Origin of the sequence: Nocardiopsis mwathae, assembly GCF_014201195.1 — a bacterium.
Lineage (GTDB): Bacteria > Actinomycetota > Actinomycetes > Streptosporangiales > Streptosporangiaceae > Nocardiopsis_C > Nocardiopsis_C mwathae.
Genome location: NZ_JACHDS010000001.1, coordinates 5,714,087 through 5,737,791, shown reverse-complemented (window position 1 = coordinate 5,737,791; position 23,705 = coordinate 5,714,087). Strand labels below are relative to the sequence as shown.

Sequence of the window (23,705 nt, the reverse complement as noted above, 5' to 3'; positions counted from 1 at the left end):
ACCCCCTACGTGCAGCCGCACTCCGCGATCGCCGAGGTGAAGGTGTCCAGCGTTCGGCCCGCGGCCGCTTCGTCGTTGGCGACGAAGGCGTAGAGCACCAGGCGGCCGTCGCGCGCGTGCACGGTCCCCGCCAGCGCGCTCACGCCGTTGAGCGTGCCGGTCTTGCCGCGGACCAGCCCGGCGCCGGCCGCCGAGCCGCTGTCGGCGGAGTAGCGGTCGTGCAGCGACCCGCTGAAGTGCGCGGTGGGCAGGCCGGTGATCGTGGCGCGCAACTCCGGGTGCTGCGGGTCGGCCGCGATCTCCAGCAGCTCGACCAGGGCCTTGGGGCTGATCCTGTTGTTGCGGGTCAGGCCGCTGCCGTCCTCGACGTGCACACCCGACACGCCGAAGTCCGCCATCACCCGACCGACGGCCCGCGAGGCCCCGGAGAACGAGACCTCCTCCCCCTTGGCCAGCGCGACCTGCCGGAACAGAGCCTCGGCGATGTTGTTGTCGCTGTCCAGCATCATCCGCTCGACCAGCGCCGAGATCGACGCGGAGCCGACGGCGGCCAGCTCCTCGGCGTCGGCGGGGGCCTCGGCCGGGGAGGGGCGGCCTTCGACCCGCACCCCGGCGTCGCGCAGGCGGCGGGCGAACGCGTCGGCGGCGGCGCGCGGCGGGTCGTCGACCCGCTCGCTGTAGTTCACCTGCTTCTTGGTGCGGCCGCCGTCCACCATCAGCGCGGTGACCTTGGCGACATTGCCGTCCCAGATGTAGCTCGGCTTCCAGTCCGGGCCCTCGGCGGGGCCGGTGTAGAGCGAGTCGTCGTAGGCGAGGCGCACGCTGTCGACGCCGTCGCCGCGCAGCGCCTCGGCGGTGCGGTCGGCCAGCTCTTCCAGGCTCGCCATCTGCGGGTAGTCATCGGGCGCGTTGCGCTCGGTGAGCATGGGGTCGCCGGCGCCGACGAGGATGACGGTCCCGCCGTCGCGGACGGCGGTGGTGCGCAGGTGCGCGTCGGGGCCGAGCACGTCGAGTGCGGTGATCGCGGTGACGATCTTGGTGGTGGACGCGGGAATTCTCGCCTCGCCCGCGTCCTTCTGGAAGAGAACGGTGCCTGTGGCCGCATCCGTGACGAAAGCGGAGAGTCCGTCACTCAGGTCGGAGTCGGACATGCGATCATCGAGCTTGTCCGCGAGCCGATCAGGGCTGATCGGGTCGGCGTCCGACCCGGCCGATGCGGGGGCCTCCTCCGCGAGGGCCACAGGGTAAGGCATGGTCGCCGATGGCCGGGACTTGAGCACATCCACCGCGACCACGCCTGCCACCAGCACGAATATGTTGAGCATGGCCAAGGCAAGGAGAGCTCGGGCCCGTACCTGCCGCACCCCGGCACCGCCTTCCTTCGGCATCGCGAAAAACGTGTACTGACATAACGACACTAGTCGTAAGGGAAGCCGAGATCAGCATGGAATTCGACGTCACCATCGAGATCCCCAAGGGCGAGCGCAACAAGTATGAGATGGATCACGAAACGGGCCGGATCCGTCTCGACCGGATGCTGTTCACCTCGACGAGTTACCCGGCCGATTACGGCTTCATCGACGGCACTCTGGGTGAGGACGGCGACCCGCTGGACGCTCTCGTCCTGCTGAAGCAGCCGACGTTCCCGGGCTGCCTGATCAAGTGCCGCGCCATCGGTATGTTCCGGATGCGCGACGAGGCCGGCGGCGACGACAAGGTGCTGTGTGTGCCCTCCACGGACCCGCGCATGGAGCACCTCCGTGACATTCACCACGTGAACGAGTTCGAGCGCCTTGAGATCGAGCACTTCTTCACGGTCTACAAGGACCTGGAGCCCGGGAAGTCCGTCGAGGGCTCGACGTGGGTGGGCCGCCACGAGGCCGAGCAGGAGGTGCTGGCCTCGGTGAAGCGCGCCGAGGAGCACGGTGCGCACGGCGGCACCGCGCACGGCGGCGAGTAGTCCTCCGGCAGGGCGAGCCTCGGAGGGGTTTCGACGTGCCGATCGCGGCCCGGTGGGGGTGCCCCCACCGGGCCGCGGCATGTTCGCGGTGTTCTGTCGGGTGATTATCCGGGCATCCCGGACACCCGGGCGTGTCGCCGCGCGCCGTCGATCGGGGTTCGGGGGAACCGGGTCAGCCCGACATCGTCACGAGGGGGTCGAGCGGCCAGGGCATGGGAGCCGGGGTCGTCCGGACACAGACGTAGACGACCAGTACGAGGATGAGCAGCGCGCAGGCGGCGAGGATGAGGCCCGGGACCAACCGGGAGGACAGGGTGTCGGGGCACTGCTGCGAGGGCGGGACGGGGAATCCGCCGCGGTCGAAGGAGTCGGCGCGTTCGGCGATATGCGCGCGGTAGCCGGAGAGGTCCGGCCCGGTGACGCCGCTCAGGACTCGCAGGCGCAGGCACGGCGGGCGGCGGCAGGAATCGGTTTCGGTGCCGAAGCCGTCGTCGCATTCGTCGCCGAGTGGCCCGGCCACGGGCGCGGGCGCCGTGCCGGATGCCCTCGATGAGGCGACCGCGGCCGCATGCGCACGGGCGGTGCGCGGATGCCGCGCACATTCCGCGCGGGCGATGGCGATCAGCCATTCCCGCAGGCGCGTGGTATCGGAAAGCCGGTCGATATGCGCCCTGGCCACGATGAACGTGTCGCGAAGAACCGTATGCGCCATGTCGGTGTCACGCAGCGACACCCAGCATTCGCGATAAAGCTCCTCACCGTAGGCGTCATAGAGCCGAGCGTAGGCGTCGGACGGTTGAATCCTGTTGGATCGCAGGGCGTGGACAAGGTCCTGGTCCGTCATATTCCTAGAATCTAGGCCTCTCTTCGCGGGCCGGTAACCGCCTCTGCCAAAATTCGTAGCGATTCACGACCTTTACCACGAACCGCAGCTGGCCACCACGCAGTGGTACAAAAACCCCGCCCTACGTGGAATCGGTGCAGGTCCTCCCGTACCCGCCGGGAGGCGGCCCATGCTCGGGAACGGCCGGAAGGGCCGATGTCGACCTCTGCGACGCTCGTCTCCTCTCCCGCAGAGGTAAGGATTTTCGGTCGCTTACGGAGGGGGTGCCTTGTGCCGCCGCGCCAGCAGCACGGCCGTGATCGCGGTCAACACCGCCACCAGCAGTCCGGCCCGCCAATGGAAGAAGCCGGTCGCCATGATTCCCGCGGCGGCCACGACCAGGGCACGCACGAGTATCCGGACCAGGCGCGCCTCGGGCACATCGGCGGAACCCCCGGCTCCGCCGGGGCGGATCGGACGATGTCCGTCCCGCACTGGCCACCTCCGACAGCCGTCCGCTCACCGCTTCGTCCGCAGCACCGCTTCCCGGCCGTTTCGGCCGGACGAAAACGCATTCCCGAACCTACGCCGCGGCACCCGCCCCACCGCACCGCACCCGCCGATTTCCGGGACATCGCCACCGCCGCCGGAGGCGGCGAGCCCCGGGGGCGAGCGCGGTTCCGTTCCCGGGGCGCGATCCGGACGAAGTCCGCACAGGTGACAGACCCGACACCCCGATATCGGCGAACCGCTTGACACCGTCACCCGCGACTTGGTCTCCTTTGTCACATGTATCCGCGCACCCACCTGGTTCGACAGGTCGAGGCCCGTCCGGCCCCCACGGCCCTCCGCCGTGCGACCGGTGCGCGCTGTCTGTGTCCGACGTGTCGCCGCTGACCACCGGCAGCTGACGACGATCGGGGCTCATCCGACGCCCCTGCCGTGACGCGCCCCGCGCCGTCCCGCGCGTCCGCCATCCCACCGCCGATCCGCGCACTCGTGCGCCGACCCGTGCCGGATGGGGACCGCCCGCACTCTTTGGCTTCTTTCGCCGCCAGGCCCGCGTCGCCCGGCGGCCGCGCAACGAAGGACCGACTTCCGGTGTCGCACAGTGTTTCCGTCTCCGTTTCCGCCGCCGCTTCGGCCACCGTCTCCGCGCCCGCCGTACCCGACCGGCATACCGCGATCGGCGACGGGCAGCCTCCGCTGCTGACCGCGGTCGCACCCGCTCCCGCCGTACCCGGTGGGCGGCCGGCCGTCCCGGCCGACGTGTCCCACCCACCTGCGGTGCGGCGGGCGGGGAGCGCGAGCACGGCGAAGGAGGGTGTCGACGGCATCGGGGACATCGCCCTTGCCGGGCGCCCCTCCGGCTACCCGCACCTCAGCCCGCGCCCGCTCGTGACGGCCGGGCGCCTGGTGGCCGCGGCGCGGGCCGCGGCGGCGGCGCTGGCGCTCGCCCCTTCCTCGACGTCCCGCCGTTTCCGGCGGCACCGCGGCCACTGGTACCCGGCTCCCCGCCCGGCCCGCCGCGCGGCGCCCCGCGGGCTGCGGGTGGAGGTCGCCGCCCTGGGGCCGGGCGAATCCGCGGAGCTCCCCGGCCGCCCCCACCGCCCGGCCGCCCGCCGCGCTGTCGCCCTCCACCTGGTCCACGGTGAGGCCGAACTGGTCACGCACGGCCCCGATGAACCGGGGGTCCGCCCCCTGCCGGGCGGAACCACCCGCCTCCTGGGCGCCCCGCACGGCCACCGGCTGGTCAACACGGGTTCCGTTCCGGTCCTGGCCGTCCGCGTCCTCGCCTGAACCGGCGCCCGCGGCCGCTCTCACCCGGCCTCAGGGGCGGCGGTGGCGGCGCGCAGTGCGTCGTCGACGACTTCGATCGAGCGGAGCAGGGCGGCCATCCGCTGGCCTTCGGAGCGGTAGGCGTTCATCACCTGGTCGATGGCGTGCGGCGGGAGGTGGTCGCGCAGGTCGACCCGGGCGGTGCGGTAGCCCTGGCGGGCCCCTTCGAGGGACGCTGCGACATGCCGCCGGGCCAGGCGGGAGAGCGCCACCGGGTGGCGGCGCAGGACTCCGTGCAGGCGGTAGTCGGCCGGGACATGATCGAACAGCCACACGACCGCCGTCTGTTCGAACGACTCCGATCCCGGCGGGTGCACGCTCGCCGGCCAGTCCGCGGACAACTGCTGGTCGGTCATACCTCCAGCATACCCAAGGTGCGAACACCTGTTCGATTTTCTCCCCCGCCCCGGCGAAGCCCCCGTCCATTGACCTCGGGTGCACGGACGGGGGCTTCGCCGGGGCGGGTAGGGGTCAGTGGTCGGTGGTGGGGGATCCGGCGTCCTGCCCCTCCTGGCGGTCCCCTCGTTCCTCCTCGGCCTGCTGCCGCTCGACCGCGACCCTGATCGCGTATTCGGCCGCATCGACCGCGGCGCGGGCGGTGATGGCACTGGTGTGCGCCCGCTCCAGTTCGTCCAGTGCGATGCAGTCGAACGACACACGGGCGTCGTGGATGGCCGCCTCCAACTGGCGCCCTGCCTCCTCCAGGCTCATGTTCTCCCCTTCCCTCGGCGGTCGGGCACGCGCGCCCGGTGTGCCCCGTGGGGCCACCGGTGCGCGCTCCTTGACGCGTTACAGGTGCTTACCCGCGTGAACAGGGCCCCATGTCAGGGCCGCGTCAACGAATTCCCGGTGGACCGTCGCAGCCCGCGGCTAGGATTGCCGTGATCCGCCCGGCGGCAAGGCGATCGGACGGCCGCGCGGCGCGGGCCCACCCGCGATTCGGCACGGACGGAGAAGACCATGCGCAACCGCTACCCCGGCACCTGCACCACCTGCGGGGCGGGTGTCGCCGTGGGGGACGGCGTCGTCCTCAAGGAGGGCGGGCGGTGGCGCACCTACTGCACCGAGCACGAGCCGCGTCCCACCCCGCCCCCGCGCGGCGACCACCTGGGCTGGCACAGCGGCGAGCTGGCCGGCTACGACTGCGAGACCTCCTCCAACGACCCGCGGGCGGCGTTCCTGGTGTCCGCGGCGCTGATGCCGCCCTCCGGAGCCGCCCGCACCTGGCTGGCCGACCCCGGGGAACGGGAGATCCCGCAGGACGCCATCGATGTGCACGGAATCACCAACGAGCGCGCGCGGGCCGAGGGCGCCCCAGCCGAGGAGGTGCTGGCCGAGATCGCCGAGTGCCTCACCGAGCACCTGCTCGCCGGACGCGGCCTGGTGATCTTCAACGCCCCCTACGACCTCGGTGTACTCACCGCCGAACTGCGGCGGCACGGCCTGAAATCGCTGGCCGAGCGGCTGTCCGGGGAACCCTGCCCGATCATCGACCCGCTGGTCATCGACCGCGGCATCGACCCCTACCGCCGGGGTCCGCGCAACCTCGCCGCGATGTGCGCGTACTACGGCGTGGACCAGGGCGACGCGCACACCGCCCAGGACGACGCCGCCGCGTGCCTGGCCCTGGCCCGCGAGATCGGCGCCCGCCACCCCGACGTCGCCGCGCTGAGCCTGGCCGACCTGCACGCCCGGCAGGTCGAGTGGGCCGCCGCCTATGCGCGCAGCCGCCAGGAGTGGCTCGACCGGACCAAGCCCGGCCACGGCCGGGTGATCGACGGCGCCTGGCCCTCCGCGCCCGAGTGATCGCGGCCGCGGGTGCCCCGTAGCTGCGCGGACACGGCCTGGGCACCCCCTCTGTCACCCCTTTACTTATTCACCCCTTAGTCTGAAATGTGGCCCGCCCGGAGCGCTGCTCCGGGCTTAGCCGTGTGTCCGCGGAGTCGACGTGCCCCGCGGGCGCACACCGGGGCCGTTCGCCCCCGCCTCGACCGAGGCACCGAGCGCACCCGCTCTGCGCCCTCCCCCCTCGCGCGCACGGCCGAGGATCGCGTTCGGTTGCAAGCCGACGAAAAGGAGGAGGCGCGCCTGAACGGGGCGTCGTTTCACAGTGGCGTTAGAGAACGGAAGCAACTCCCAAACCACCACCGGCGAGATCACCACCGAGGACCTGCTCTGGGAACCCCCGGAGACCTCCAAGGCGGACCGCGCCCCCAAGACCGACCGCATCGTGTTCGGTGTCTCGGCGGTGCTCGCCCTCGCCTTCCTCGCCTGGGGTGTGACCGCCCGCGACTCGCTGGGAAAGCTGTCGGCGAGCGCCATGGAAGCCCTCATCCACAACGCCGGCTGGGGGTTCGTCCTGGCGGCCTCCGGGTTCGTGGTCTTCGCGCTGTGGCTGGCCTTCAGTAGGTACGGCAACATCCGCCTGGGCCGCGACGACGAGGCACCGGAGTTCCGCACCCTGTCCTGGATCGCCATGATGTTCGGCGCCGGAATGGGCATCGGCCTGGTCTTCTACGGCGTCAGCGAGCCGATCTCGCACTACCTCACGGCCCCTCCGGGCACCGAGCCCGTCACCTACTTCACGGGCGCCTCCGCCCCGGAGGCCGAGGCCGCGGTCCAGGGCCAGGCCCTGGAGCACGCCATGGCCACGACGCTGTTCCACTGGACCCTGCACCCGTGGTCGATCTACGCGGTCGTCGGCCTGGCGATCGCCTACGGCGCCTTCCGGCGCGGCCGCGGCCAGCTCATCAGCGCCGCGTTCACCCCGCTCATCGGTGAGCGGCACGCCAACGGGGCCGTGGGTCGGGTCATCGACATCTTCGCCCTGTTCGCGACCCTGTTCGGGACCGCGGCGTCGCTCGGCATCGGCACCCTGCAGATCGCCGGGGGCCTCACCGAGCTCGGCCTTGTCGACGGCATCAGCAACCCGGTGCTGATCAGCGTCATCGGTGTGCTGATGGTCTGCTTCCTGCTCTCGGCGGTCTCGGGTGTCGCCAAGGGCATCCAGTGGCTGTCCAACACCAACCTCATCCTGGCGTTCCTGCTGCTGTTCTTCCTGCTCATCGCCGGGTCGACGGTCTTCATCTTCAACCTGTTCCCGACCGCCATCGGCTCCTACATCAACGAGCTGTTCTCCATGTCGTCGCGGACCGCCGACGTGGGCGGCGCCGACACCGAGGCGTGGCTGTCGGGCTGGACGATCTTCTACTGGGCGTGGTGGATCTCCTGGTCGCCGTTCGTCGGCATGTTCATCGCGCGCATCAGCCGCGGCCGGACCATCCGCCAGTTCATCGGCGGCGTCATCCTGGTGCCGAGCGCGCTCAGCCTGACCTGGTTCTGCGTCATGGGCGGCTCCGCGCTGAGCATGGAGCAGAACGGCACCGGGGTCTCCGGTGCGGACGGTGCCGAGGCGCAGCTGTTCGCCCTGCTGCAGCAGTACCCGGCGCCCACGTTCATGATGCTGCTCACGATCGTGCTCATCGGGATCTTCTTCATCACCGGGGCCGACTCGGCGTCCATCGTCATGGGCACGATGTCGCAGCGCGGTGCGATCCGCCCGCAGCGCAAGGTCACGGTGTTCTGGGGCCTGATGATGGGCGGTGTCGCGGCGATCATGATGCTGCTCGGCGGCAGTGACGCGCTGACCGGCCTGCAGAACCTCACGATCATCGTGGCGGCGCCGTTCACCGTGATCATCGTGCTGATGTGCGTCGCGCTCGTCCGCGACCTGCGCCGCGACCCGATGGTGCTGCGCTCGGCCAAGGGCGAGGAGGTCGTGACCGCGGCGGTCATCGCCGGTGCGCAGGACCACGACGGCGAGTTCCAGCTGGAGATCTCCGCCACGGAGGAGACCCCCGAGACTACGGAGGCCGCGCCGGGCGGCGGGCCTTCCCCGGACGGCCGCGCCCCCGCCTACACGGCGACGGGCGGCTGACCGGCACGTCGGGTTCCCACTGCGCGCGCCTCCCGCCGCGCCCCTTCCCTGGGGCCGGCGGGAGGCGCGCGCCGTTCGTCCGGGCTCAGGGGCGCCGACCGATGGTGGCGCTGGCCCTCCGCTGGTCGGTGGGCAGCCAGCCGCGGGGCACCAGGTCGGCGAGGAAGCCGTAGTCCCGGGCCAGCTTCCGGTCGGCCTCGCTGTGCCCGGCGCTCACCCGCACCCACCAGGCGGCGATGTCCGCCCAGCCCGGCGCCGAGAGCGACCCCCCGGTGTGCTGCACCGACAGCGCCGCCGAGAGGTTCGCGAACCGCAGCCGCTGCTCCAGCGGCCAGCCCGCCAGCGTGCCGACGATGAACGCCGAGCCGAACACGTCGCCCGCGCCGGTGGTGTCGATCGCCTCGATCACCACACCCTCCACCTCGGCGCTCTCGCCCGTGGTCTGGTCGACGGCGTAGGCGCCGCGCGGGCCGTCGGTCACCACCGCCACCGGAACGTGCTCGGCCAGTGCCGCCAGTGCCGAGGCCGGGCTGCCGGTGCGGGTGTAGGACATCGCCTCGATGGCGTTGGGCACGAACGCGTGGCAGTGCTCCAGCTGCCGCAGTACCGAGGAGCACCACGACTGGCTGTCATCCCACCCGACGTCGGCGAAGAGCTTGGCGCCGTGCGCGGCCTGCCGCAGCGCCCACTCGGGCACGCTGCTGCCCGCCTCCAGGCTGACGAACGCCCCGCGGGCCGGGGGCAGGGCGCGGGCCATGTCGGCCAGCGGGATCGGCGAGGGGTGCTCGTGGGTGACCAGGCTGCGGTCGCCTCCGAAGGCGAGCGACACCGTGAACGGCGAGTGCCAGTCGGGGATGCGCCGTGACGCCGTCAGGTCCACCTTCTCCTGCTCCTGCAGGATGTCCCAGGAGAAGTCGCCGTAGACGTCCTCCCCGAACGCGGCCGCGACCGCCGTGCGCAGGCCCAGACGCGAGGCGGCCACGGCCAGGTTGGCCACCCCGCCGGGGCACGAGCCCATGCCGTCGGCGGCGACCTCGGTTCCCGACGCCGGCGGGGCGGCCAGCCCGGTCAGCACGATGTCGAAGAAGACGGTGCCGCTGAGGGCGAGATCCACCGCGGGGCTGTCGGGCTCCCGCTCCGCGGCGAGCACGTCGTGCCGCTCGCCGACCAGCGGCGCGGACTCCAACCGGCCGTAAGCCGTCTCCCGCCGTGCCTCCTGCTCTTCCCGCGTCGCCATCGCCGGTCCCTCGCCCTGATCAGTGTCGTTAACTGTGCAGCGTACGCAGCCCGTCAACCTCCCCGCACCCCTACCGTTGATCTCGGGGACATCGACCGGATAATGGCCGGTATCCGATCGCCATCCCCGAGGTCGACGGGGGCGAGAGGGAGGTATGTGTGCGGTTGACGATCCTCGGCGGGGGCGGGTTCCGGGTCCCGCTCGTGCACCGGGCGCTGCTCGACGACGCGGCCCTCGGGACGGCGGTCATCTCCGAGCTGGTGCTGTTCGACACCGACGAGCAGCGGCTGCGTGCCATCGGCGCGGTCCTGGAGCGGCAGCGCGACGCCCACCCCGCGGAGCACGGCGCACCCGCGCCGGTCCTGCGCGCCGAGACCGACCCGGTGGCCGCGGTGCGCGGCGCCGACATGGTGTTCTCCGCGATCCGGGTGGGCGGCATGGCCGGGCGGGTGCTCGACGAACGCGTCGCGCTGGACGCGGGCGTGATCGGCCAGGAGACCGTCGGGGCCGGGGGCATCAGCTACGGGCTGCGCACCCTGCCGGTGGCGCTGCGGTTCGCCCGGACCGTCGCCGAGCATGCCCCGGACGCCTGGGTGGTCAACTTCACCAACCCGGCCGGGCTGGTCACCGAGGCGATGGCCGGGGTGCTGGGCGACCGTGTCATCGGGATCTGCGACTCCCCCGTCGGGCTGGCCCGCCGGGCGGCGCGGGCCCTGGGGCTGGACCCGGCCCGGGTGCATGCCGACTACGCGGGCCTCAACCACCTGGGCTGGCTGCGCGGACTGCGGGCCGACGGCCGGGACCGGATGCCCGGGCTGCTGGCCGACGACGGCGCGCTGGCCTCCTTCGAGGAGGGGCGGCTGTTCGGTGCGCGGTGGCTGCGCGCCCTGGGTTGTGTGCCCAACGAGTACCTGCACTACTACTACATGGCACGCGAGGCCCATGCCGCGATGGCCCGGACGCTCGCGGAGGGCGGACGGACCCGCGGCGAGGAGCTCGTCGGGCAGCAGACGGCGTTCTACCGCGAGGCGGCCGCACGCCCGGCGGACGCGCTGGCGCTGTGGGAGGCGGCCCGGCTGGAGCGGGAGGCCGGCTACATGGCCGACAACCGCCGCGCGGCCGGGGGCGTGGAGCGCGACGCGGAGGATCTCGACGGCGGCGGATACGAGCGGGTGGCCCTGGCGGTGATGCGGGCGGTGGCCCGCGACGAGCCGGCGCGGCTGATCGTCAACGTCCCGAACCGGGGCGCGCTGGCCTGTGTGGACGCCGATGCCGTGGTGGAGGTGCCGTGCCTCGTCGACGCGAGCGGGGCGCGCCCGCTGGCGGCGGCGCCCTTGACCGGGCACCAGGCGGGGCTGGTGCAGGCGGTGAAGGCGGTGGAGCGCGAGGTGGTCGAGGCGGTCCGCACGGGCTCCCGCACCCCGGCCCTGCGCGCGTTCGCCACCCACCCCCTGGTGGACTCGGTCACCACCGCACGTGCCCTGCTCGACGGGTACACGGAGGCGTTTCCAGAACTGGGAAGTGTGCTGGTCCGGGCGTGACGGTGCCCGGTCGGCCGGGCCCCTCGGGCGGGCCCGGCCGACCGGCGGCGTGTGCGGGGCGGTGCGCCCGCCCCGGGCCTCAGGTCCGATGCGCGCCACCGCAGCCGTCACCGTCGCGGCGCGGCACGGGTCCGGCGCTGCGGCGGTCGAGGTAGTCGAGGATCGCGCTCATGGCGACGCGTCGGCAGCGGCGAATCTGGACGGAGGCGAGTTCGCCGCGGGTGATGAGCTCGTAGACGGTCCTGCGGGACACGTTGAGCTCGCGCGCGGTGTCGTCGACGGTGAGAAGCCACTGCGACCCTTTGCCCTCACTGTGCACGTAGACCGGTGCGTGCCGCCCCGGACCGAAGAAGTGGTAGCTGCGGCCGTCGACACGGACGACACCGAAATAGGGTTTCTCGGCTTGGGCACGGCGGCTTCCCCCGGCGTGACCCGGAATGCTATCGTTCAAGGCGAACGCTCCTGTTCTGCAGATTTTCTCGGCTGAATTCTCTGGTGCAACGGATCGTTCCGCGCCCCGATGTCGGCCGGTGTTGGCGCACCGGCAGCGAGTCGGGGCCTTTTTCATCGTGTTCGACCGCGATCCTACTAAGCAGTTTAGATATCGTCTGCGCGATACCAGGATTCCCTCAAGTTCGCCCAAAAGCGGCAGATCTTCCTCGCCTGCGATGGGGAGGGCCATCCTCGGGCCGGTGGCCGACCGCCTCTCGATGTCGGAGGATCCCTCGGCCACATCCGGCATGTCCCGGCCCGGTGCTCAGCAAACTATCGCACCCATCGGCCGGGTTGCAATCACATCTCGGCCCGAGCAAGGCGATATCAGGAAATCCGCGCAATCCGCACGTCCGCGCACGAGCTGGTCGTTGAACCGTCAACGGCACAGCCGAACCCGAGGGATTTCCAAGTGAAATCTCAGATCACCAAAAATGGGACGAATGGCGCCTCTTGTCTAGATAGCCGGACGATGCACCCGGGATTCGGAGAACCGAAAACAAGGTAACCGGAAAAGACATCGGCGGACGACCGCTACGGCCGCCCCTCCCACCCCCCGCGTCCGACTCACGGGCGCCCGAGCCCGCGCAGCCGCGCGACCGTGTCGTGGGCCTGGCGGTCGTCCAGCCCCGCCGCGTCACGCAGCACTCGCACGGCTTCGGCCTCCCGGCCCAGCGCCAGCAGCTCACGCGCCCGCTCCAGGGCCGCCGCCTCGTCGGCGCCGTCCACCAGCGTGTAGCCGCCGACCGGAGGCCGCGGGCGCGGGACCGCCGGGCGGCCCGGCTCACACGCGGCCTCCCGGCCGCCCGGCGCCAGGCGGCCCAGCAAGAAGGCTCCCATTCCGAGCACGGCCACCGCCGCAAGCAGCGCCGCGATCATCAGCGCAAAGCTCATGACCGGGGCTTACCCAGGACACGCCGGACTCAGGCACACCACCCCGAACACGACGAAAAGGCTTCGGCCCCCCTGCCGGGCAGGGGGGCCGAAGCCTTTCGAACCGGAGCCGCCTGTCGGAATCGAACCGACGACCTATTCATTACGAGTGAATCGCTCTACCGACTGAGCTAAGGCGGCCGATGCCCAGCGCCGCGCGCGAGGCAGGGACCAGTCTAGCGTGCCCCGAGACTGCTCCGGCACGCGTTTCCGCCACCCCGCATCCGCCGCCCCACGGCCGTCCTCCGGCCGCGGCTCACCGCACGCACACCGTGCCATCGGGAGGGACCTCCTCCGTCAGCAGGTAGGCGTCGACCGCGTCGTCGACGCACACGCTGCCCCTCCGGTAGGCCGTGTGCCCGTCGCCCTCACGCGTGAGCAGCACACCCGACTCCAGGCGCTCGGCCAACCGCTCCGCCCACGCATAGGGGGTCGCCGAGTCGCGGGTGGTCCCGACCACCAGGATCGGCGCCGCGCCCGGTGCGTCCAGCCGCCCCGGTTCGGCCACCGCCTCCTCGGGCCAGTACGCGCAGGGCAGCGCGCCCCACGTCAGCGTCGGGCCGAACACCGGGGCCTCCTCCGCGGCCCGCTCCACCGCCTCCTCGAAGTCGCCGATGTCGCGCGGGCTCGGATGGTCGGAGCAGTTCACCGCCACCAGCGCGGCCGAGGAGTTCTCGTAGCTCTCCCGGTCGTCCCGGTCGTACAGGTCGTCGCCGAGCATCAGCAGGCCGGTGCCGTCGCCCTCGAAGGCGTCGGCCAGGGCCGAGCGCACCCGCGGCCAGAAGCTCTCGCTGTACAGGGCCGCCATCACCCCCAGCTCGACGCGGGTACGGTTCACCTCGCGGCCATCGCCGGTCGTGCTGCGCAGCGGCTCGTCCCCCGCCTCCGCCATCAGTCCGACGATCTTCTCGACGCCGTCGTCCACACTCGTCTCGTCGTCGCCCAGGGGGCAGCCCGACGTGCCCAGGCAGTCCTCGACGAACGCGCGCAGCGCCGTCTCGAACCCCGCCGCCTGCTGCGCGCTCAGCTGCAGCTGGTCGATACCCGGGTCGATCGCGCCGTCCAGCACCAGCGCGCGCACCCGCTCTGGGAACAGGTCGGCGTAACGCGTGCCGATGTAGGTGCCGTACGACTTGCCCAGATAGGTGAGCCCCTCGTCGCCCAGCACGGCGCGCAGCACGTCCATGTCCCGCGCCACGTTCACCGTCCCCAGGTGCAGCATCAGGTCGCCGGACCGCTCCCGGCAGCCCTCCACGAAGCCGCGGTTGACCTCCTCCAGCTCGCGCAGCCCGTCGGGGGTGACGTCGGTGGGGTCGGCCCCGCCGCCCCGGCCGTCGTAGCCGACCGCGATGAAGTCGTCCAGCTCGTCGGAGTCCAGGCAGGTCAGCGGGGAGCTGCGGCCCACACCGCGCGGGTCGAAGCCCACGACGTCGAAGCGCTCCCGGACCGCCCGGCTGACCACGCCCGTGGCCGCGCCCACGTAGTCGTACCCGGACCCGCCCGGCCCGCCGGGATTGATCACCAGCGACCCCAGCACATCCGCCCCCGACGCCGGCAGGCGCCGGACCGCGATCTCCAGGCGCTCGCCGTCGGGGGTGCCGTAGTCGAGCGGGACCTCGTAGCTACCGCACTCGAAGCCGTCGCCGCACTCCCGCCAGTCGACCTCCTGGCCGTAGAAGGCGGACAGCCGGTCACCGTCGTCGCCGCCGCTCTCGCCGGCCGTCTCCGTGCCCCCGGTGCAACCCGCCGCCATGACCAGCGCGAGCACCCCGCCCACCCAACCGGTTGTCCTCACTGGGCTCCGTTCCCGTCCGAGGCGCCTTCGCGCCGTGCCTGGTCGTACGCCTGCCGCGGCCCGCAGACCGAGGCACGGTCGCAGGAGCACCGCCGACCGCCGTCGTCGAGCCGGACCACGACCTTATCGGCGGGCGGGTCGTGCCCGACCACCACACCGTCGCCCTCGGGCGTGCCCACCGGGGTGCCCGTCCGAGGGGCGTCGGAGTGGAACCCGGTGTACAGGGGGTGTTCGAACTTCAGGCAGCACATCAGCCGACCGCACGCGCCGGAGATCCGCATGGGATTCACCGGCAGGTCCTGGTCCTTGGCCATCCGCAGCGACACCGGTTCGAAGCCGGTCAGGAAGGTGGCGCAGCACAGGTCGCGGCCGCACGAGCCGATCCCGCCCTGCAGCCGGGCCTCGTCCCGAGCACCGACGTGGCGCAGCTCCACGCGGGCGCCCAGCGTCCGCGAGAGCGCCCGGGGCAGGCCGCGGAAGTCGACCCGGCGCGCCGCGGTGAAGTAGACGAGGTAGGCGGAGTCGACGTAGTCGATGCCGACGACCTTGATGGGCACCCGCCTCTCCCGCAGCAGCCGTTTGGCCGCCGACCGGGCTTCGGCGCGGCGGCGCCGGTTGCGCTCGTCGCGCGCGAGGTCGGCGGCGGTGGCGAGCCCCGCGCACACCGGCAGGCCCGCGACGTCCTCGCCGACCCGCTGCGGCGCCCAGACGCACTCGGCCACCTCCGGCCCGGCGTCCGTGGGCACCAGCACCTTGTCGCCGACCGACGGCTCCAGGCCCCCGGGGTCGAGGTAGTAGAGCCGCCCGTACCGCTCGAAGCTCACCGCCATCATCATGCCCACGCGGCCAACCCTAGGGGCGCGGTCACATCGCGGGGGCGGCTTTCGCGCGGTCACGGCCGCTTCCCGCCACGCGGCGTCGCTCAGCCGGTGTAGAGCGCGGCCGTCATCGCCTCCATGGCGATCTGCGGGTGCACGTTGGAGGCGATGCGCTCCCGGCACTCCATGATGGCGTCGATGCGGCGCAGGGTCGCCTCGGGCGAGGAAGCGCGGGCGACCCGCGCCAGATCGGCGTGCTGGCTCGCGGTCGACAGCTCGACCTGGGCACCCAGCTGGACGGCCAGCACGTCGCGGTAGAACGCGACCAGGTCCATCAGGGCGACGTCGTAGGTGTCGCGCTTGATCCTGGTGGCGCGGCGCTTCTGCCGCTCCTCCAGGTCCTTGAGGGCGCCGGCGGCGCCGCGCACCGCCTTGGCCACGCCCTTGCCCGTGGACCCCTCACCGTAGGCGGCCTTGAGGTCGGCCTTCTCTGCCTCGTCCAGGGCGCTGGTGGTGGCCTTGGCCGCCGCCTCGGCCAGCTCGTAGAGGCGCGCGGCGGCCGACACGCACGCGCCCAGCCCGTCCAGGCGGGCCGGCAGGGCCAGCACCTCCGAGCGGTGCCGACGCGCCTCCTCGTCCGTGGCCAGGCGGCGCGCCCGCTCGATCTGCCCGGCCGACGCCCGCGCCGCCTCGGCGGCGGTGGCCGGGTCCACCCCGTCGCGGTGGACCAGAGCGTCGACGACCGCCTGGGTGGTGGGCGTGCGCAGGGTCACCAGGCGGCAGCGCGACCGGATGGTGACGAGCATGTCCTCGGCGGTGGGCGTGCACAGCAGCCACACCGTGCGCGGGGAGGGCTCCTCGACGGCCTTCAGAAGGGCGTTGGAGGCGGCCTCGGTGGCCCGGTCGGCGTCTTCGAACAGCACGACGCGGAAGCGGCCGCCCGAGGCGCTGGACGCCGCCTGCAGCACCAGCTCGCGGGTCGAGGCGACGCCGAAGCTGAGCCCGCTGGGCTTGACGTAGAGCACGTCGGCGTGGGTCCCGGTGAGGACCTGGTGGCAGGAGTCGCAGTGCCCGCAGCCGCCCTCGGGGCACTGCAGCGCCGCGGCGAAGGCCCGCGCGGCCTCGGCACGGCCGGAGCCGGGCGGGCCGGTGAACAGCCAGGCGTGCGTCATGCCGGCGCCCGCCCCGCCCGCCAGCTGCTCCTCGGCTGCGCTCACGGCCGACCGCAGCTGCTCGACCACCGCGTCCTGGCCCACCAGGTCATCGAAGACACTCATCAGCTCCACAGCATAGGGACCGCCACCGACGGGTTGTGCCCCGACGGGAAAACCCCGGGGCGCGTCCGCCGTCCGCGGTTGCGCCCCGGGGCCGCGGGATCGCCCGTTGCCGCGGCGTTCCTACTGCTCCTTGATGATCGGCATCATGCCGGTGATGGCCTCGGCGTCCTGCGGGACCGGGTCGGGCAGGATCGGCCGGATGCGGCGCTGGATCTGCCGGGTGACCTCCTCCTGCGGGGACCGGCCGTCGACGACCAGGTAGCGCTCGGGCTCGCTCTCGGCCAGCTCGCGGAACCCGGAGCGGACCCGGTCGTGGAAGTCCTCGGACTCCGCCTCGATGCGGTCGGTGGTTCCGCCGAGCCGGGCCAGCCCGGCCGACGGCGGTACGTCGAGCAGCACCGTGAGGTCCGGCACCAGCTCGTCGGTGGCCCACTCGTTGATCCGGCGGATCTCCCCCACGTGCAGCTCGCGCCCGGCGCCCTGGTAGGCGAGCGTGGAGTCGACGTAGCGGTCGCTGATGACGATCGCGCCGCGGCGCAGTGCCGGACGGATCACCCGGGAGACGTGGTCGGCCCGGTCGGCCGCGTACAGCAGCGCCTCGGCCCGCGGGGACATGCCCGTCTGCTCCTTGTCGAGCAGCAGCGCGCGCAGCCGCATCCCGAGCTTGGTGGAGCCCGGTTCGCGGGTGGTGACCACCTCGAAGCCCTCGTCGCGCAGCCAGATCGACAGCTGGCGGGCCTGCGTGGACTTCCCTGCGCCCTCGCCGCCCTCCAGGACGATGAAGGTGCCCGGGAGCTTCTCCTCGGCCTTCACCGGCCCGACCGGGACCCCGCGCAGCACCGCGATGAGCTCGGTGAGCAGCGGCACCTCCGCGCCCTCGTCGATCTGCCGGTAGGAGACCACCGCGACCAGGAGGACCGCCAGGCCGGCGAGCACCAGCACCATGCCGGTGCCCAGGACGTCGTAGCCGAGATCACGGACGTCGAGGCGGTGGTCCCCGATGAGGCCGGCCACCAGCGGCGCCACGACGAGCACGATCGCCAGCAGCACGTGCGCGGCGGTGCGCAGGTAGGCCAGGGTGCGCTCGCGGACCTCTCCTTCGATCTCCTGGCCGAGCAGCGAGGTGCCGATGACCCAGGCGATGCCGACACCCGTTCCGACGACGGTGCTCAGCACGGCCGCCAGCACCATGTTCGGGACGAGGCCGGTGAGGACCAGTGCGGCGCCGGCGAGGCCGACGCTCAGGCCGAACAGCCGCCGGCGGCTGAAGGCGCGCAGCACCCGCGGGCCGACGTACACGCCCAGTGCGATGCCTGCGGTGACGGCGGCGAACAGGAGGGCGAACCCGGCGTTGCCCGCGGACAGGCGGTCGGTGAAGATCCGGCCGACACCGAGCACGGCGGCGCTCGCCGCGAACACACCGAGCATGCCCAGCAGCAGCCCGCGCACCAGCGGGGTGGTTCCGGCGAACCGGACGCCGTCGGCGAACGTGCGCAGCAGGTTCTCCGGGGCGCGGCCGGGGGCGGCCGCCGACCGCGGCGGCGCCTGCGGGGACCGCGCGGGTCCGGACGGTCCCGGCCCACCCGGGCGGCCGGGCTGCGGGCCGGCCGCGGGCGTGGGGGCCTGCGGCGGCGGGGCCTGGGGGGGCAGGGCCTGCCCGCCCGCAGCGGCCGCCCCCGCCGCCGGGATCCGCTCCGTGGCCTCCTCGCCGGCACCGGTGTGCGGGATGCGTTCGGTGGTCTCCTCGCCCGCGCCGACCTGCGGAACCTGTTCGGTGGCCCGCTCCCCCGCGCCGACGTGCGGGATCTGCTCGGTGGTCTCCTCGCCGGCGCCGAGGGGGGTGATCTCCTCGGTGCGCTCGTCGTCCGTGGAGAGCGGGGCGATCTGCTCGGTCTTCTCCTCGCCTCCGGGGATCTCGACGGCCGCGGTCGGGGGTGTCCGCGGCGGCTGCGGTGTCCGCGGGGCCTGAGGGGCCGCAGCGGGCGCACTCGGCGGCTGCGCCGGGGCGCCGGGCAGGACCGGGCCGCCCGACCCGTGAGCGGACACGCCCGGCTTCGCGCCCGGCAGGCCCCAGTCGACGACGGCCGCCGCAAGGTAGGCGGCACCGGCGGCATAGAGCGCGATGTCGGCCGCCGGGGCGCCCAGGACGGGGAACAGCCCGGCGAGCACCGCGCTGACGGCCGCCAGCAGCGCGAACAGCGCCGCGGCCACCGGCGCGGTCCCGTACAGGGTGATCCGGCCGACCCGGTCGGCCTGCCGCAGCTTGGCCGTGGGCACCATGTCGGCGGCCAGCGCGTCCTTGGCCGGGGTCCACAGCAGAGCGGCGATCGCGGTCGCGAAGGCGGCGGCGAGCAGCCAGTCGACGCGGCCGACGATGGGGACGGACACGAGCAGCAGGGCGCGCAGCGCGTCGCCGACCACCATGGTCAGGCGGCGATCGGCGCGGTCGACCAGCACTCCGGCGAACGGGCTGAGCAGGATCGGCGGCGCCAGTCTGAGCGCGGCGACGCCGCTGACCGCCGCGTACTGCGCGAACGGGCCGCTGTCGCGGGTCAGGATGGCGGCCAGGGACATCAGTGCCAGCAGGCCGAGCCAGTCGCCGAGTCCGGACAGCGAAAGCGAGACCCACAACCGGCGGAAGGGTGTGATCGAGAGGACGTCGGGGACACCGTGCGCCTCGTCCGGCGCTCCGGGGGGTGCAGATCTGCTCATATCGATTAAGGGTAGCGACGCTTCCGGTCGGGAACAGGTGATCAGGCCGTCGTCACACGTGGGCCGGGGGAGGCCGGAGCGACGATGCGGCGGGCGTGGCCGCCCGGTCGCGAACGGGGGCGCGACGCTGGGGCGGGGGGTGCTGCGCGGCGGGGGATCCGGGCCCTGTGTGCGCGGCCCCGAACACACGAGTGCCGCGGACGGGCCGGATCGGCCGTCCGCGGCACTGTACTGCCGGGCGGGGGTGGGCGGCTACCCCGCGGGGAACTCCGCGCCCCGGCCCGGGGCGCCCGCGCGCTCGGCGCCGACCCGGGCGGGGGCGGCTCAGGACGCCTGGTCGGCGCCGCTGCGGGCGCTGCTCCCGTTCGTCTTCGCCGTCGTCTTCTTGGCGGTCGCGGTCTTCTTGGCCGGCGCCTTCTTGGCGGTGGTCTTCTTGGCGGTGGTCTTCTTCGCCGGGGCCTTGGCGCGGCGGTCGGCGAGGAGTTCGGCGGCGCGCTCCACGGTGATCGACTCGACCTCGTCGCCCTTGCGCAGGGAGGCGTTGGTCTCGCCGTCGGTCACGTACGGGCCGAACCGGCCGTCCTTGACCACCATCGGCTTTCCGGTCTCCGGGTCCTCGCCGAGCTCACGCAGCGGCGGCGCGGCGGCGCGGCGGCCCCGCTGCTTCGGCTTGGCGAAGATCTCCGTGGCCTCCTCGATGGTGACCGTGAACATCTGCTCCTCGGTCTCCAGCGAGCGGCTGTCGGTGCCCTTCTTCAGGTAGGGGCCGAAGCGGCCGTTCTGCGCGGTGACCTCCTCGCCCTCGATCTCGCCGACGACGCGCGGCAGGGACAGCAGCTTCAGCGCGTCCTCAAGCGTGACGGTCTCCAGCGACATCGACTTGAGCAGGGAGGACGTGCGCGGTTTGGGGGCGGAGGCCTTCGACTTCGCCTTGCCCTTCGGCTTGGCCTCGCCCTCGGCGGGTGCCTCGGGCTCCTCCAGGACCTCGGTCACGTACGGGCCGAACCGGCCGCTCTTGGCGACGATGGTGCGCCCGGTCTCCGGGTCGGTGCCCAGTTCGCGGTCGCCGCTGGGCTGGGCGAACAGCTCCTCGGCCTTCTCCCGGGTGAGTTCGTCGGGCGCCATGTCCTCCGGCACGTTGACGCGGCGGCCCTCCCACTCCATGTAGGGGCCGTAGCGGCCGACGCGCATGACGATGTCGCTGTCGGGCACCGGGAAGGAGCTGACCTCCTTGGGGTCGATCTCCCCGAGCTGGTCGCCGACCAGCTCCTTGAGCCCGGCCTCCTGCTCCTCACCGAAGTAGAAGCGGCGCAGCCAGGGCACGCGCTCGGCCTCGCCGCGGGCGATGGCGTCGAGCGCGTCCTCCATGCGGGCGGTGAACTCGTAGTCGACCAGGTGGCCGAAGTGCCGCTCCAGCAGCTGCACGACCGCGAACGCCAGGAAGGACGGCACCAGGGCCGAGCCCTTCTTGAACACGTAACCGCGGTCGAGGATGGTGCCGATGGTCGGCGTGTAGGTGGAGGGGCGGCCGATCTCGCGGTCTTCGAGCTCCTTGACCAGCGTCGCCTCGGTGTAGCGCGCCGGCGGACGGGTGCTGTGGCCCTCGGCTTCGATGCCCAGCGCCTTGAGGGGGTCGCCCTCGTCGACCGGCGGGAGGCGCCGCTCGCGGTCGTCGAGCTCGGCGTCGGGGTCGTCGGAACCCTCGACGTAGGCCTTGAGGAAGCCGTGGAAGGTGATGATCTTTCCGGTGGCGCTGAACTCGGCCAGCTCACCGGCGGTGGAGGTGCCGTGGATCTTCACGGTCACCGACTCGCCCACGGCGTCCTTCATCTGGGAGGCGACGGTGCGCTTCCAGATGAGCTCGTACAGCCGGAACTCCGCGCCGGTCAGCCCGGTCTCGGCCGGGGTCCGGAAGGTGTCCCCGGCCGGACGGATGGCCTCGTGCGCCTCCTGGGCGTTCTTCACCTTGCCCGCGTACAGCCGAGGCTTCGGCGGCAGGTAGTCGGCACCGTAGAGGCGGGTGACCTGGTCACGGGCGGCCGCGATGGCGCTGTCCGACAGCGTGGTGCTGTCGGTACGCATGTAGGTGATGAAGCCGTTCTCGTACAGGCGCTGTGCCACCTGCATGGCCTGCTTCGAGGAGAAGCCCAGCTTGCGCGAGGCCTCCTGCTGCATGGTGGTGGTGCGGAACGGGGCGTAGGGGGAGCGCTTGTAGGGCTTGCGTTCCACCGAGCCGACCGAGAAGTCGGCGCTGGCCAGGCGTTCGGCCAGGCCGCGCGCTGCCGCCTCGTCGAGGTGCAGCACGCCCTTGTCGGTGCGCAGCTCACCGGTGGAGGTGAAGTCGCGGCCCACGGCCACGCGCGCGCCGTCGACCGAGGCGAGGTTGGCGGTGAAGGTGGAGGGGTCGGCGCCCCCTGCGGTACCGGCAGCGTCGAAGACCGACTTCAGTCCCCAGTACTCGGCCGAGGTGAAGGCGATGCGCTCGCGCTCGCGCTCGACCACCAGCCGGGCCGCCACCGACTGGACGCGGCCCGCCGACAGCTTCGGCATGACCTTCTTCCACAGCACCGGGGACACCTCGTAGCCGTAGAGGCGGTCGAGGATGCGGCGGGTCTCCTGCGCGTCGACGAGCCGCAGGTTGAGGTCGCGGGTGTTCTCGGCGGCGTTGCGGATGGCGTCGCGGGTGATCTCGTTGAACACCATGCGCTTGACCGGGATCTTCGGCTTGAGCTCTTCGAGCAGGTGCCAGGCGATGGCCTCGCCCTCGCGGTCCTCGTCTGTGGCGAGGAGGAGTTCGTCGGCCTCGGCCACCAGTTCCTTGAGCCGCTTGAGGTGCGACTTCTTCTCCGTGTGCACCACGTAGAGCGGCTCGAACTCGTGGTCGACGTTCACGCCGAGCTTGGCCCACGGCTCACCCTTGTAGCGGGCCGGGATCTCGGCCGCCTTGGTCGGCAGGTCGCGGATGTGGCCGATGCTGGACTCGACGACGTACCCCGGGCCCAGATAACCGGCGATGGTCTTGACCTTGGCCGGCGACTCGACGATGACGAGCCGGTTACCGCCGCCGTGGCGTCCAGTGTCCTTCGAGCCGTTCTTACCGGCGCTGCCCTTCGTGGGTGGCACGCTTTTCCCCTACATCTAGCCTGGCGCTGTCGTGTGCGATCGCTGTTCGAATCGGACCGCGAGCCATAGGTTCCCAGCCACCGACGGTAACCGACGGCTGCAAGGTTTGCTTCCCGAGGCGGCGTGACCGTGCGGTCGCGTGTCGGCGCGCAGCGTCCGCCGTCGGGCCTCGGGATCCGGCGTCCCGGTCGACCACGGGTACGAACGCTATGGCACGAACCCGGCCGAGAGCCGCAGAATAGGCGCAATGTTCGAGTACGAATACCGCGAACTCCGCTTCCCGCGCGGCACGTCGCGCGGCGCGGCCCGGCAGGCCCTGTCCGAGCACGCCGAGTACGGGAGGTGGGAACTGGCCCGGGTGCGGCTGTATTCCGATGGCAGCAGGCGTGTCACGTTGCGGCGGAGGATCATCCGGCAGATCCGCACCATGTGATTCCCCTCACACTCGACGCGGCCCGATGGTGATCCGCGGCCGTGCCGGGCTCCCCGGGCGGCCTTCCGACCTCCTCCGGCAGGCCGCGCCCACCTTCGGCCCTCACCCACGGCAAGCGGCGAGTCCCCCTGGGATATTCCAGGACGACTCGCCGCTTCGACGTTGCGGTCGTCACGCCCGCCTCCCCGTTTGTCCACCGCATCACGTACGGAACAGGGAGGCGGCCGCCTCGACTCGGCGGCCGTCGCGCCCGGTTCTCCTGCCTTGTCCACCGCATCGATCACGGAAACAGCAGAACGGCCGCTCCGACTCGCGGTCGCCACTCCCGGTCCTCCTGCCTGTCCACCGCATCGTCTACGGAAACAGGAGGGCGGGTGGTGACCACCGCACGCCGGTCATGCCTCCACGAGCGCGCATCCGCGCGCCGGGAGAGTCGTTTACAACCCCAGGTTCAGACCCAGGACGCTGGCCAGCTCGTTGAGCGGGTCCGCTTCCTGGGGCCGTTGGTCGACCTGCGGTGTGTCGGAGTTCTGCCCCGAGGCGATTCCGTCCGCCGAGGCGGCGCCCTCGACCGGGACGGCCCTTTCGGCGGCCACGAGACCGGGCACCGATGCGCCGGGGACCTGACTGTCGCTCCACATAGCGCCGTCGCCCAGGGTGACGGGGTCGCTTCCGGCGAAGGAGACGCCCGTCCCCATCGCCGCGAAGGCCGCGGCGATGAGCATGGCCGAGGCGGATGTCGAAACCCACCTACGCATTTGGGTTGTCCTTTCGAAACGGCTGAA

20 protein-coding genes and 1 tRNA gene are annotated in these 23,705 nt (G+C 72.4%); 6 read left to right on the top strand and 15 right to left on the bottom strand.

Annotated features, from left to right (window positions below):
• Positions 1-5: 5 nt before the first annotated feature.
• On the bottom strand, positions 6-1,325 hold the full coding sequence (gene dacB, locus HNR23_RS25220; RefSeq protein WP_184079388.1) for a D-alanyl-D-alanine carboxypeptidase/D-alanyl-D-alanine endopeptidase: 1,320 nt from the start codon (positions 1,323-1,325) through the stop codon (positions 6-8).
• A 119-nt stretch (positions 1,326-1,444) separates the two neighbouring features.
• On the opposite strand from dacB, the gene HNR23_RS25215 reads away from it, so the two are divergent.
• Positions 1,445-1,960 carry an inorganic diphosphatase gene (locus HNR23_RS25215; RefSeq protein ID WP_184079386.1) on the top strand — a complete coding sequence of 172 codons (516 nt, stop codon included), beginning with the start codon at positions 1,445-1,447 and terminating at the stop codon, positions 1,958-1,960.
• 172 nt (positions 1,961-2,132) lie between these two features.
• On the opposite strand, the gene HNR23_RS25210 is transcribed toward HNR23_RS25215, so the two are convergent.
• Positions 2,133-2,804, bottom strand: coding sequence for an RNA polymerase sigma factor (locus HNR23_RS25210; protein WP_184079384.1), 672 nt, complete (start codon positions 2,802-2,804; stop codon positions 2,133-2,135).
• Between the two features lie 252 nt (positions 2,805-3,056).
• The gene (locus HNR23_RS25205) at positions 3,057-3,278 is read right to left on the bottom strand and encodes a hypothetical protein (protein ID WP_184080914.1); all 222 of its coding nucleotides are present in this window, start codon (positions 3,276-3,278) and stop codon (positions 3,057-3,059) included.
• 606 nt (positions 3,279-3,884) lie between these two features.
• Between HNR23_RS25205 and HNR23_RS25200 the strand changes: the two genes are divergently transcribed.
• The gene (locus tag HNR23_RS25200) at positions 3,885-4,583 is read left to right on the top strand and encodes a hypothetical protein (protein ID WP_184079382.1); all 699 of its coding nucleotides are present in this window, start codon (positions 3,885-3,887) and stop codon (positions 4,581-4,583) included.
• A 20-nt stretch (positions 4,584-4,603) separates the two neighbouring features.
• On the opposite strand, the gene HNR23_RS25195 is transcribed toward HNR23_RS25200, so the two are convergent.
• Together HNR23_RS25195 and HNR23_RS25190 are read right to left on the bottom strand one after the other, a co-directional pair.
• Positions 4,604-4,978, bottom strand: coding sequence for a hypothetical protein (locus HNR23_RS25195; RefSeq protein WP_184079380.1), 375 nt, complete (start codon positions 4,976-4,978; stop codon positions 4,604-4,606).
• Between the two features lie 115 nt (positions 4,979-5,093).
• Entirely contained in the window at positions 5,094-5,333 is a 240-nt protein-coding gene (locus HNR23_RS25190) for a hypothetical protein (protein ID WP_184079378.1), read from the bottom strand.
• Positions 5,334-5,582: 249 nt separating this feature from the next.
• On the opposite strand from HNR23_RS25190, the gene HNR23_RS25185 reads away from it, so the two are divergent.
• Positions 5,583-6,428, top strand: coding sequence for an exonuclease domain-containing protein (locus HNR23_RS25185; RefSeq protein ID WP_184079376.1), 846 nt, complete (start codon positions 5,583-5,585; stop codon positions 6,426-6,428).
• 304 nt (positions 6,429-6,732) lie between these two features.
• Entirely contained in the window at positions 6,733-8,559 is a 1,827-nt protein-coding gene (locus tag HNR23_RS25180; RefSeq protein ID WP_184079374.1) for a BCCT family transporter, read from the top strand.
• 85 nt (positions 8,560-8,644) lie between these two features.
• On the opposite strand, the gene HNR23_RS25175 is transcribed toward HNR23_RS25180, so the two are convergent.
• Positions 8,645-9,796 (bottom strand): carbohydrate kinase family protein, encoded by a 1,152-nt coding sequence (locus HNR23_RS25175; RefSeq protein WP_184079371.1) that lies wholly within the window; start codon positions 9,794-9,796, stop codon positions 8,645-8,647.
• A gap of 158 nt (positions 9,797-9,954) precedes the next feature.
• Here HNR23_RS25175 and HNR23_RS25170 point away from each other — a divergent pair, with 158 nt between their 5' ends.
• Positions 9,955-11,337 (top strand): family 4 glycosyl hydrolase, encoded by a 1,383-nt coding sequence (locus HNR23_RS25170; protein ID WP_184079369.1) that lies wholly within the window; start codon positions 9,955-9,957, stop codon positions 11,335-11,337.
• Between the two features lie 79 nt (positions 11,338-11,416).
• Here HNR23_RS25170 and HNR23_RS25165 read toward each other — a convergent pair whose 3' ends face one another.
• The 8 genes from HNR23_RS25165 to topA all read right to left on the bottom strand — a co-directional run bounded on the left by HNR23_RS25165 (position 11,417) and on the right by topA (position 22,487).
• A complete protein-coding gene (locus HNR23_RS25165) occupies positions 11,417-11,788 on the bottom strand; it encodes a helix-turn-helix domain-containing protein (RefSeq protein WP_221308246.1) in 372 nt (123 codons plus the stop codon).
• Positions 11,789-12,396: 608 nt separating this feature from the next.
• A complete protein-coding gene (locus tag HNR23_RS25160) occupies positions 12,397-12,723 on the bottom strand; it encodes a hypothetical protein (RefSeq protein ID WP_184079368.1) in 327 nt (108 codons plus the stop codon).
• Between the two features lie 107 nt (positions 12,724-12,830).
• A tRNA-Thr gene (locus tag HNR23_RS25155) sits at positions 12,831-12,903 on the bottom strand.
• Positions 12,904-13,018: 115 nt separating this feature from the next.
• Positions 13,019-14,515 (bottom strand): alpha/beta hydrolase, encoded by a 1,497-nt coding sequence (locus HNR23_RS25150; protein WP_184080865.1) that lies wholly within the window; start codon positions 14,513-14,515, stop codon positions 13,019-13,021.
• A gap of 38 nt (positions 14,516-14,553) precedes the next feature.
• Positions 14,554-15,393 (bottom strand): PSP1 domain-containing protein, encoded by an 840-nt coding sequence (locus HNR23_RS25145; protein WP_184080867.1) that lies wholly within the window; start codon positions 15,391-15,393, stop codon positions 14,554-14,556.
• Between the two features lie 86 nt (positions 15,394-15,479).
• Entirely contained in the window at positions 15,480-16,652 is a 1,173-nt protein-coding gene (locus HNR23_RS25140) for a DNA polymerase III subunit delta' (RefSeq protein WP_184079366.1), read from the bottom strand.
• Between the two features lie 120 nt (positions 16,653-16,772).
• Positions 16,773-19,364: a dTMP kinase gene (gene tmk, locus HNR23_RS25135; protein ID WP_184079364.1), complete on the bottom strand. Its 2,592-nt coding sequence runs from the start codon at positions 19,362-19,364 to the stop codon at positions 16,773-16,775.
• A 324-nt stretch (positions 19,365-19,688) separates the two neighbouring features.
• Positions 19,689-22,487, bottom strand: coding sequence for a type I DNA topoisomerase (topA, locus tag HNR23_RS25130; protein WP_184079362.1), 2,799 nt, complete (start codon positions 22,485-22,487; stop codon positions 19,689-19,691).
• 247 nt (positions 22,488-22,734) lie between these two features.
• On the opposite strand from topA, the gene HNR23_RS25125 reads away from it, so the two are divergent.
• Positions 22,735-22,920: a DUF5703 family protein gene (locus HNR23_RS25125; protein ID WP_184079360.1), complete on the top strand. Its 186-nt coding sequence runs from the start codon at positions 22,735-22,737 to the stop codon at positions 22,918-22,920.
• Positions 22,921-23,357: 437 nt separating this feature from the next.
• Here the strand turns inward: HNR23_RS25125 and HNR23_RS25120 are convergent, their stop codons facing one another.
• Positions 23,358-23,678, bottom strand: coding sequence for a hypothetical protein (locus HNR23_RS25120; protein WP_184079357.1), 321 nt, complete (start codon positions 23,676-23,678; stop codon positions 23,358-23,360).
• Positions 23,679-23,705: the final 27 nt, after the last annotated feature.

Coding starts and splice junctions, on each gene's coding strand:
- dacB (WP_184079388.1), bottom strand. CDS start 1,325: ATGCTCAACATATTCGTGCTGGTGGCAGGCGTGGTCGCGGTGGATGTG.
- HNR23_RS25215 (WP_184079386.1), top strand. CDS start 1,445: ATGGAATTCGACGTCACCATCGAGATCCCCAAGGGCGAGCGCAACAAG.
- HNR23_RS25210 (WP_184079384.1), bottom strand. CDS start 2,804: ATGACGGACCAGGACCTTGTCCACGCCCTGCGATCCAACAGGATTCAA.
- HNR23_RS25195 (WP_184079380.1), bottom strand. CDS start 4,978: ATGACCGACCAGCAGTTGTCCGCGGACTGGCCGGCGAGCGTGCACCCG.
- HNR23_RS25190 (WP_184079378.1), bottom strand. CDS start 5,333: ATGAGCCTGGAGGAGGCAGGGCGCCAGTTGGAGGCGGCCATCCACGAC.
- HNR23_RS25185 (WP_184079376.1), top strand. CDS start 5,583: ATGCGCAACCGCTACCCCGGCACCTGCACCACCTGCGGGGCGGGTGTC.
- HNR23_RS25175 (WP_184079371.1), bottom strand. CDS start 9,796: ATGGCGACGCGGGAAGAGCAGGAGGCACGGCGGGAGACGGCTTACGGC.
- HNR23_RS25160 (WP_184079368.1), bottom strand. CDS start 12,723: ATGAGCTTTGCGCTGATGATCGCGGCGCTGCTTGCGGCGGTGGCCGTG.
- HNR23_RS25150 (WP_184080865.1), bottom strand. CDS start 14,515: ATGGCGGCGGGTTGCACCGGGGGCACGGAGACGGCCGGCGAGAGCGGC.
- HNR23_RS25145 (WP_184080867.1), bottom strand. CDS start 15,393: ATGATGATGGCGGTGAGCTTCGAGCGGTACGGGCGGCTCTACTACCTC.
- HNR23_RS25140 (WP_184079366.1), bottom strand. CDS start 16,652: ATGAGTGTCTTCGATGACCTGGTGGGCCAGGACGCGGTGGTCGAGCAG.
- tmk (WP_184079364.1), bottom strand. CDS start 19,364: ATGAGCAGATCTGCACCCCCCGGAGCGCCGGACGAGGCGCACGGTGTC.
- HNR23_RS25125 (WP_184079360.1), top strand. CDS start 22,735: ATGTTCGAGTACGAATACCGCGAACTCCGCTTCCCGCGCGGCACGTCG.
- HNR23_RS25120 (WP_184079357.1), bottom strand. CDS start 23,678: ATGCGTAGGTGGGTTTCGACATCCGCCTCGGCCATGCTCATCGCCGCG.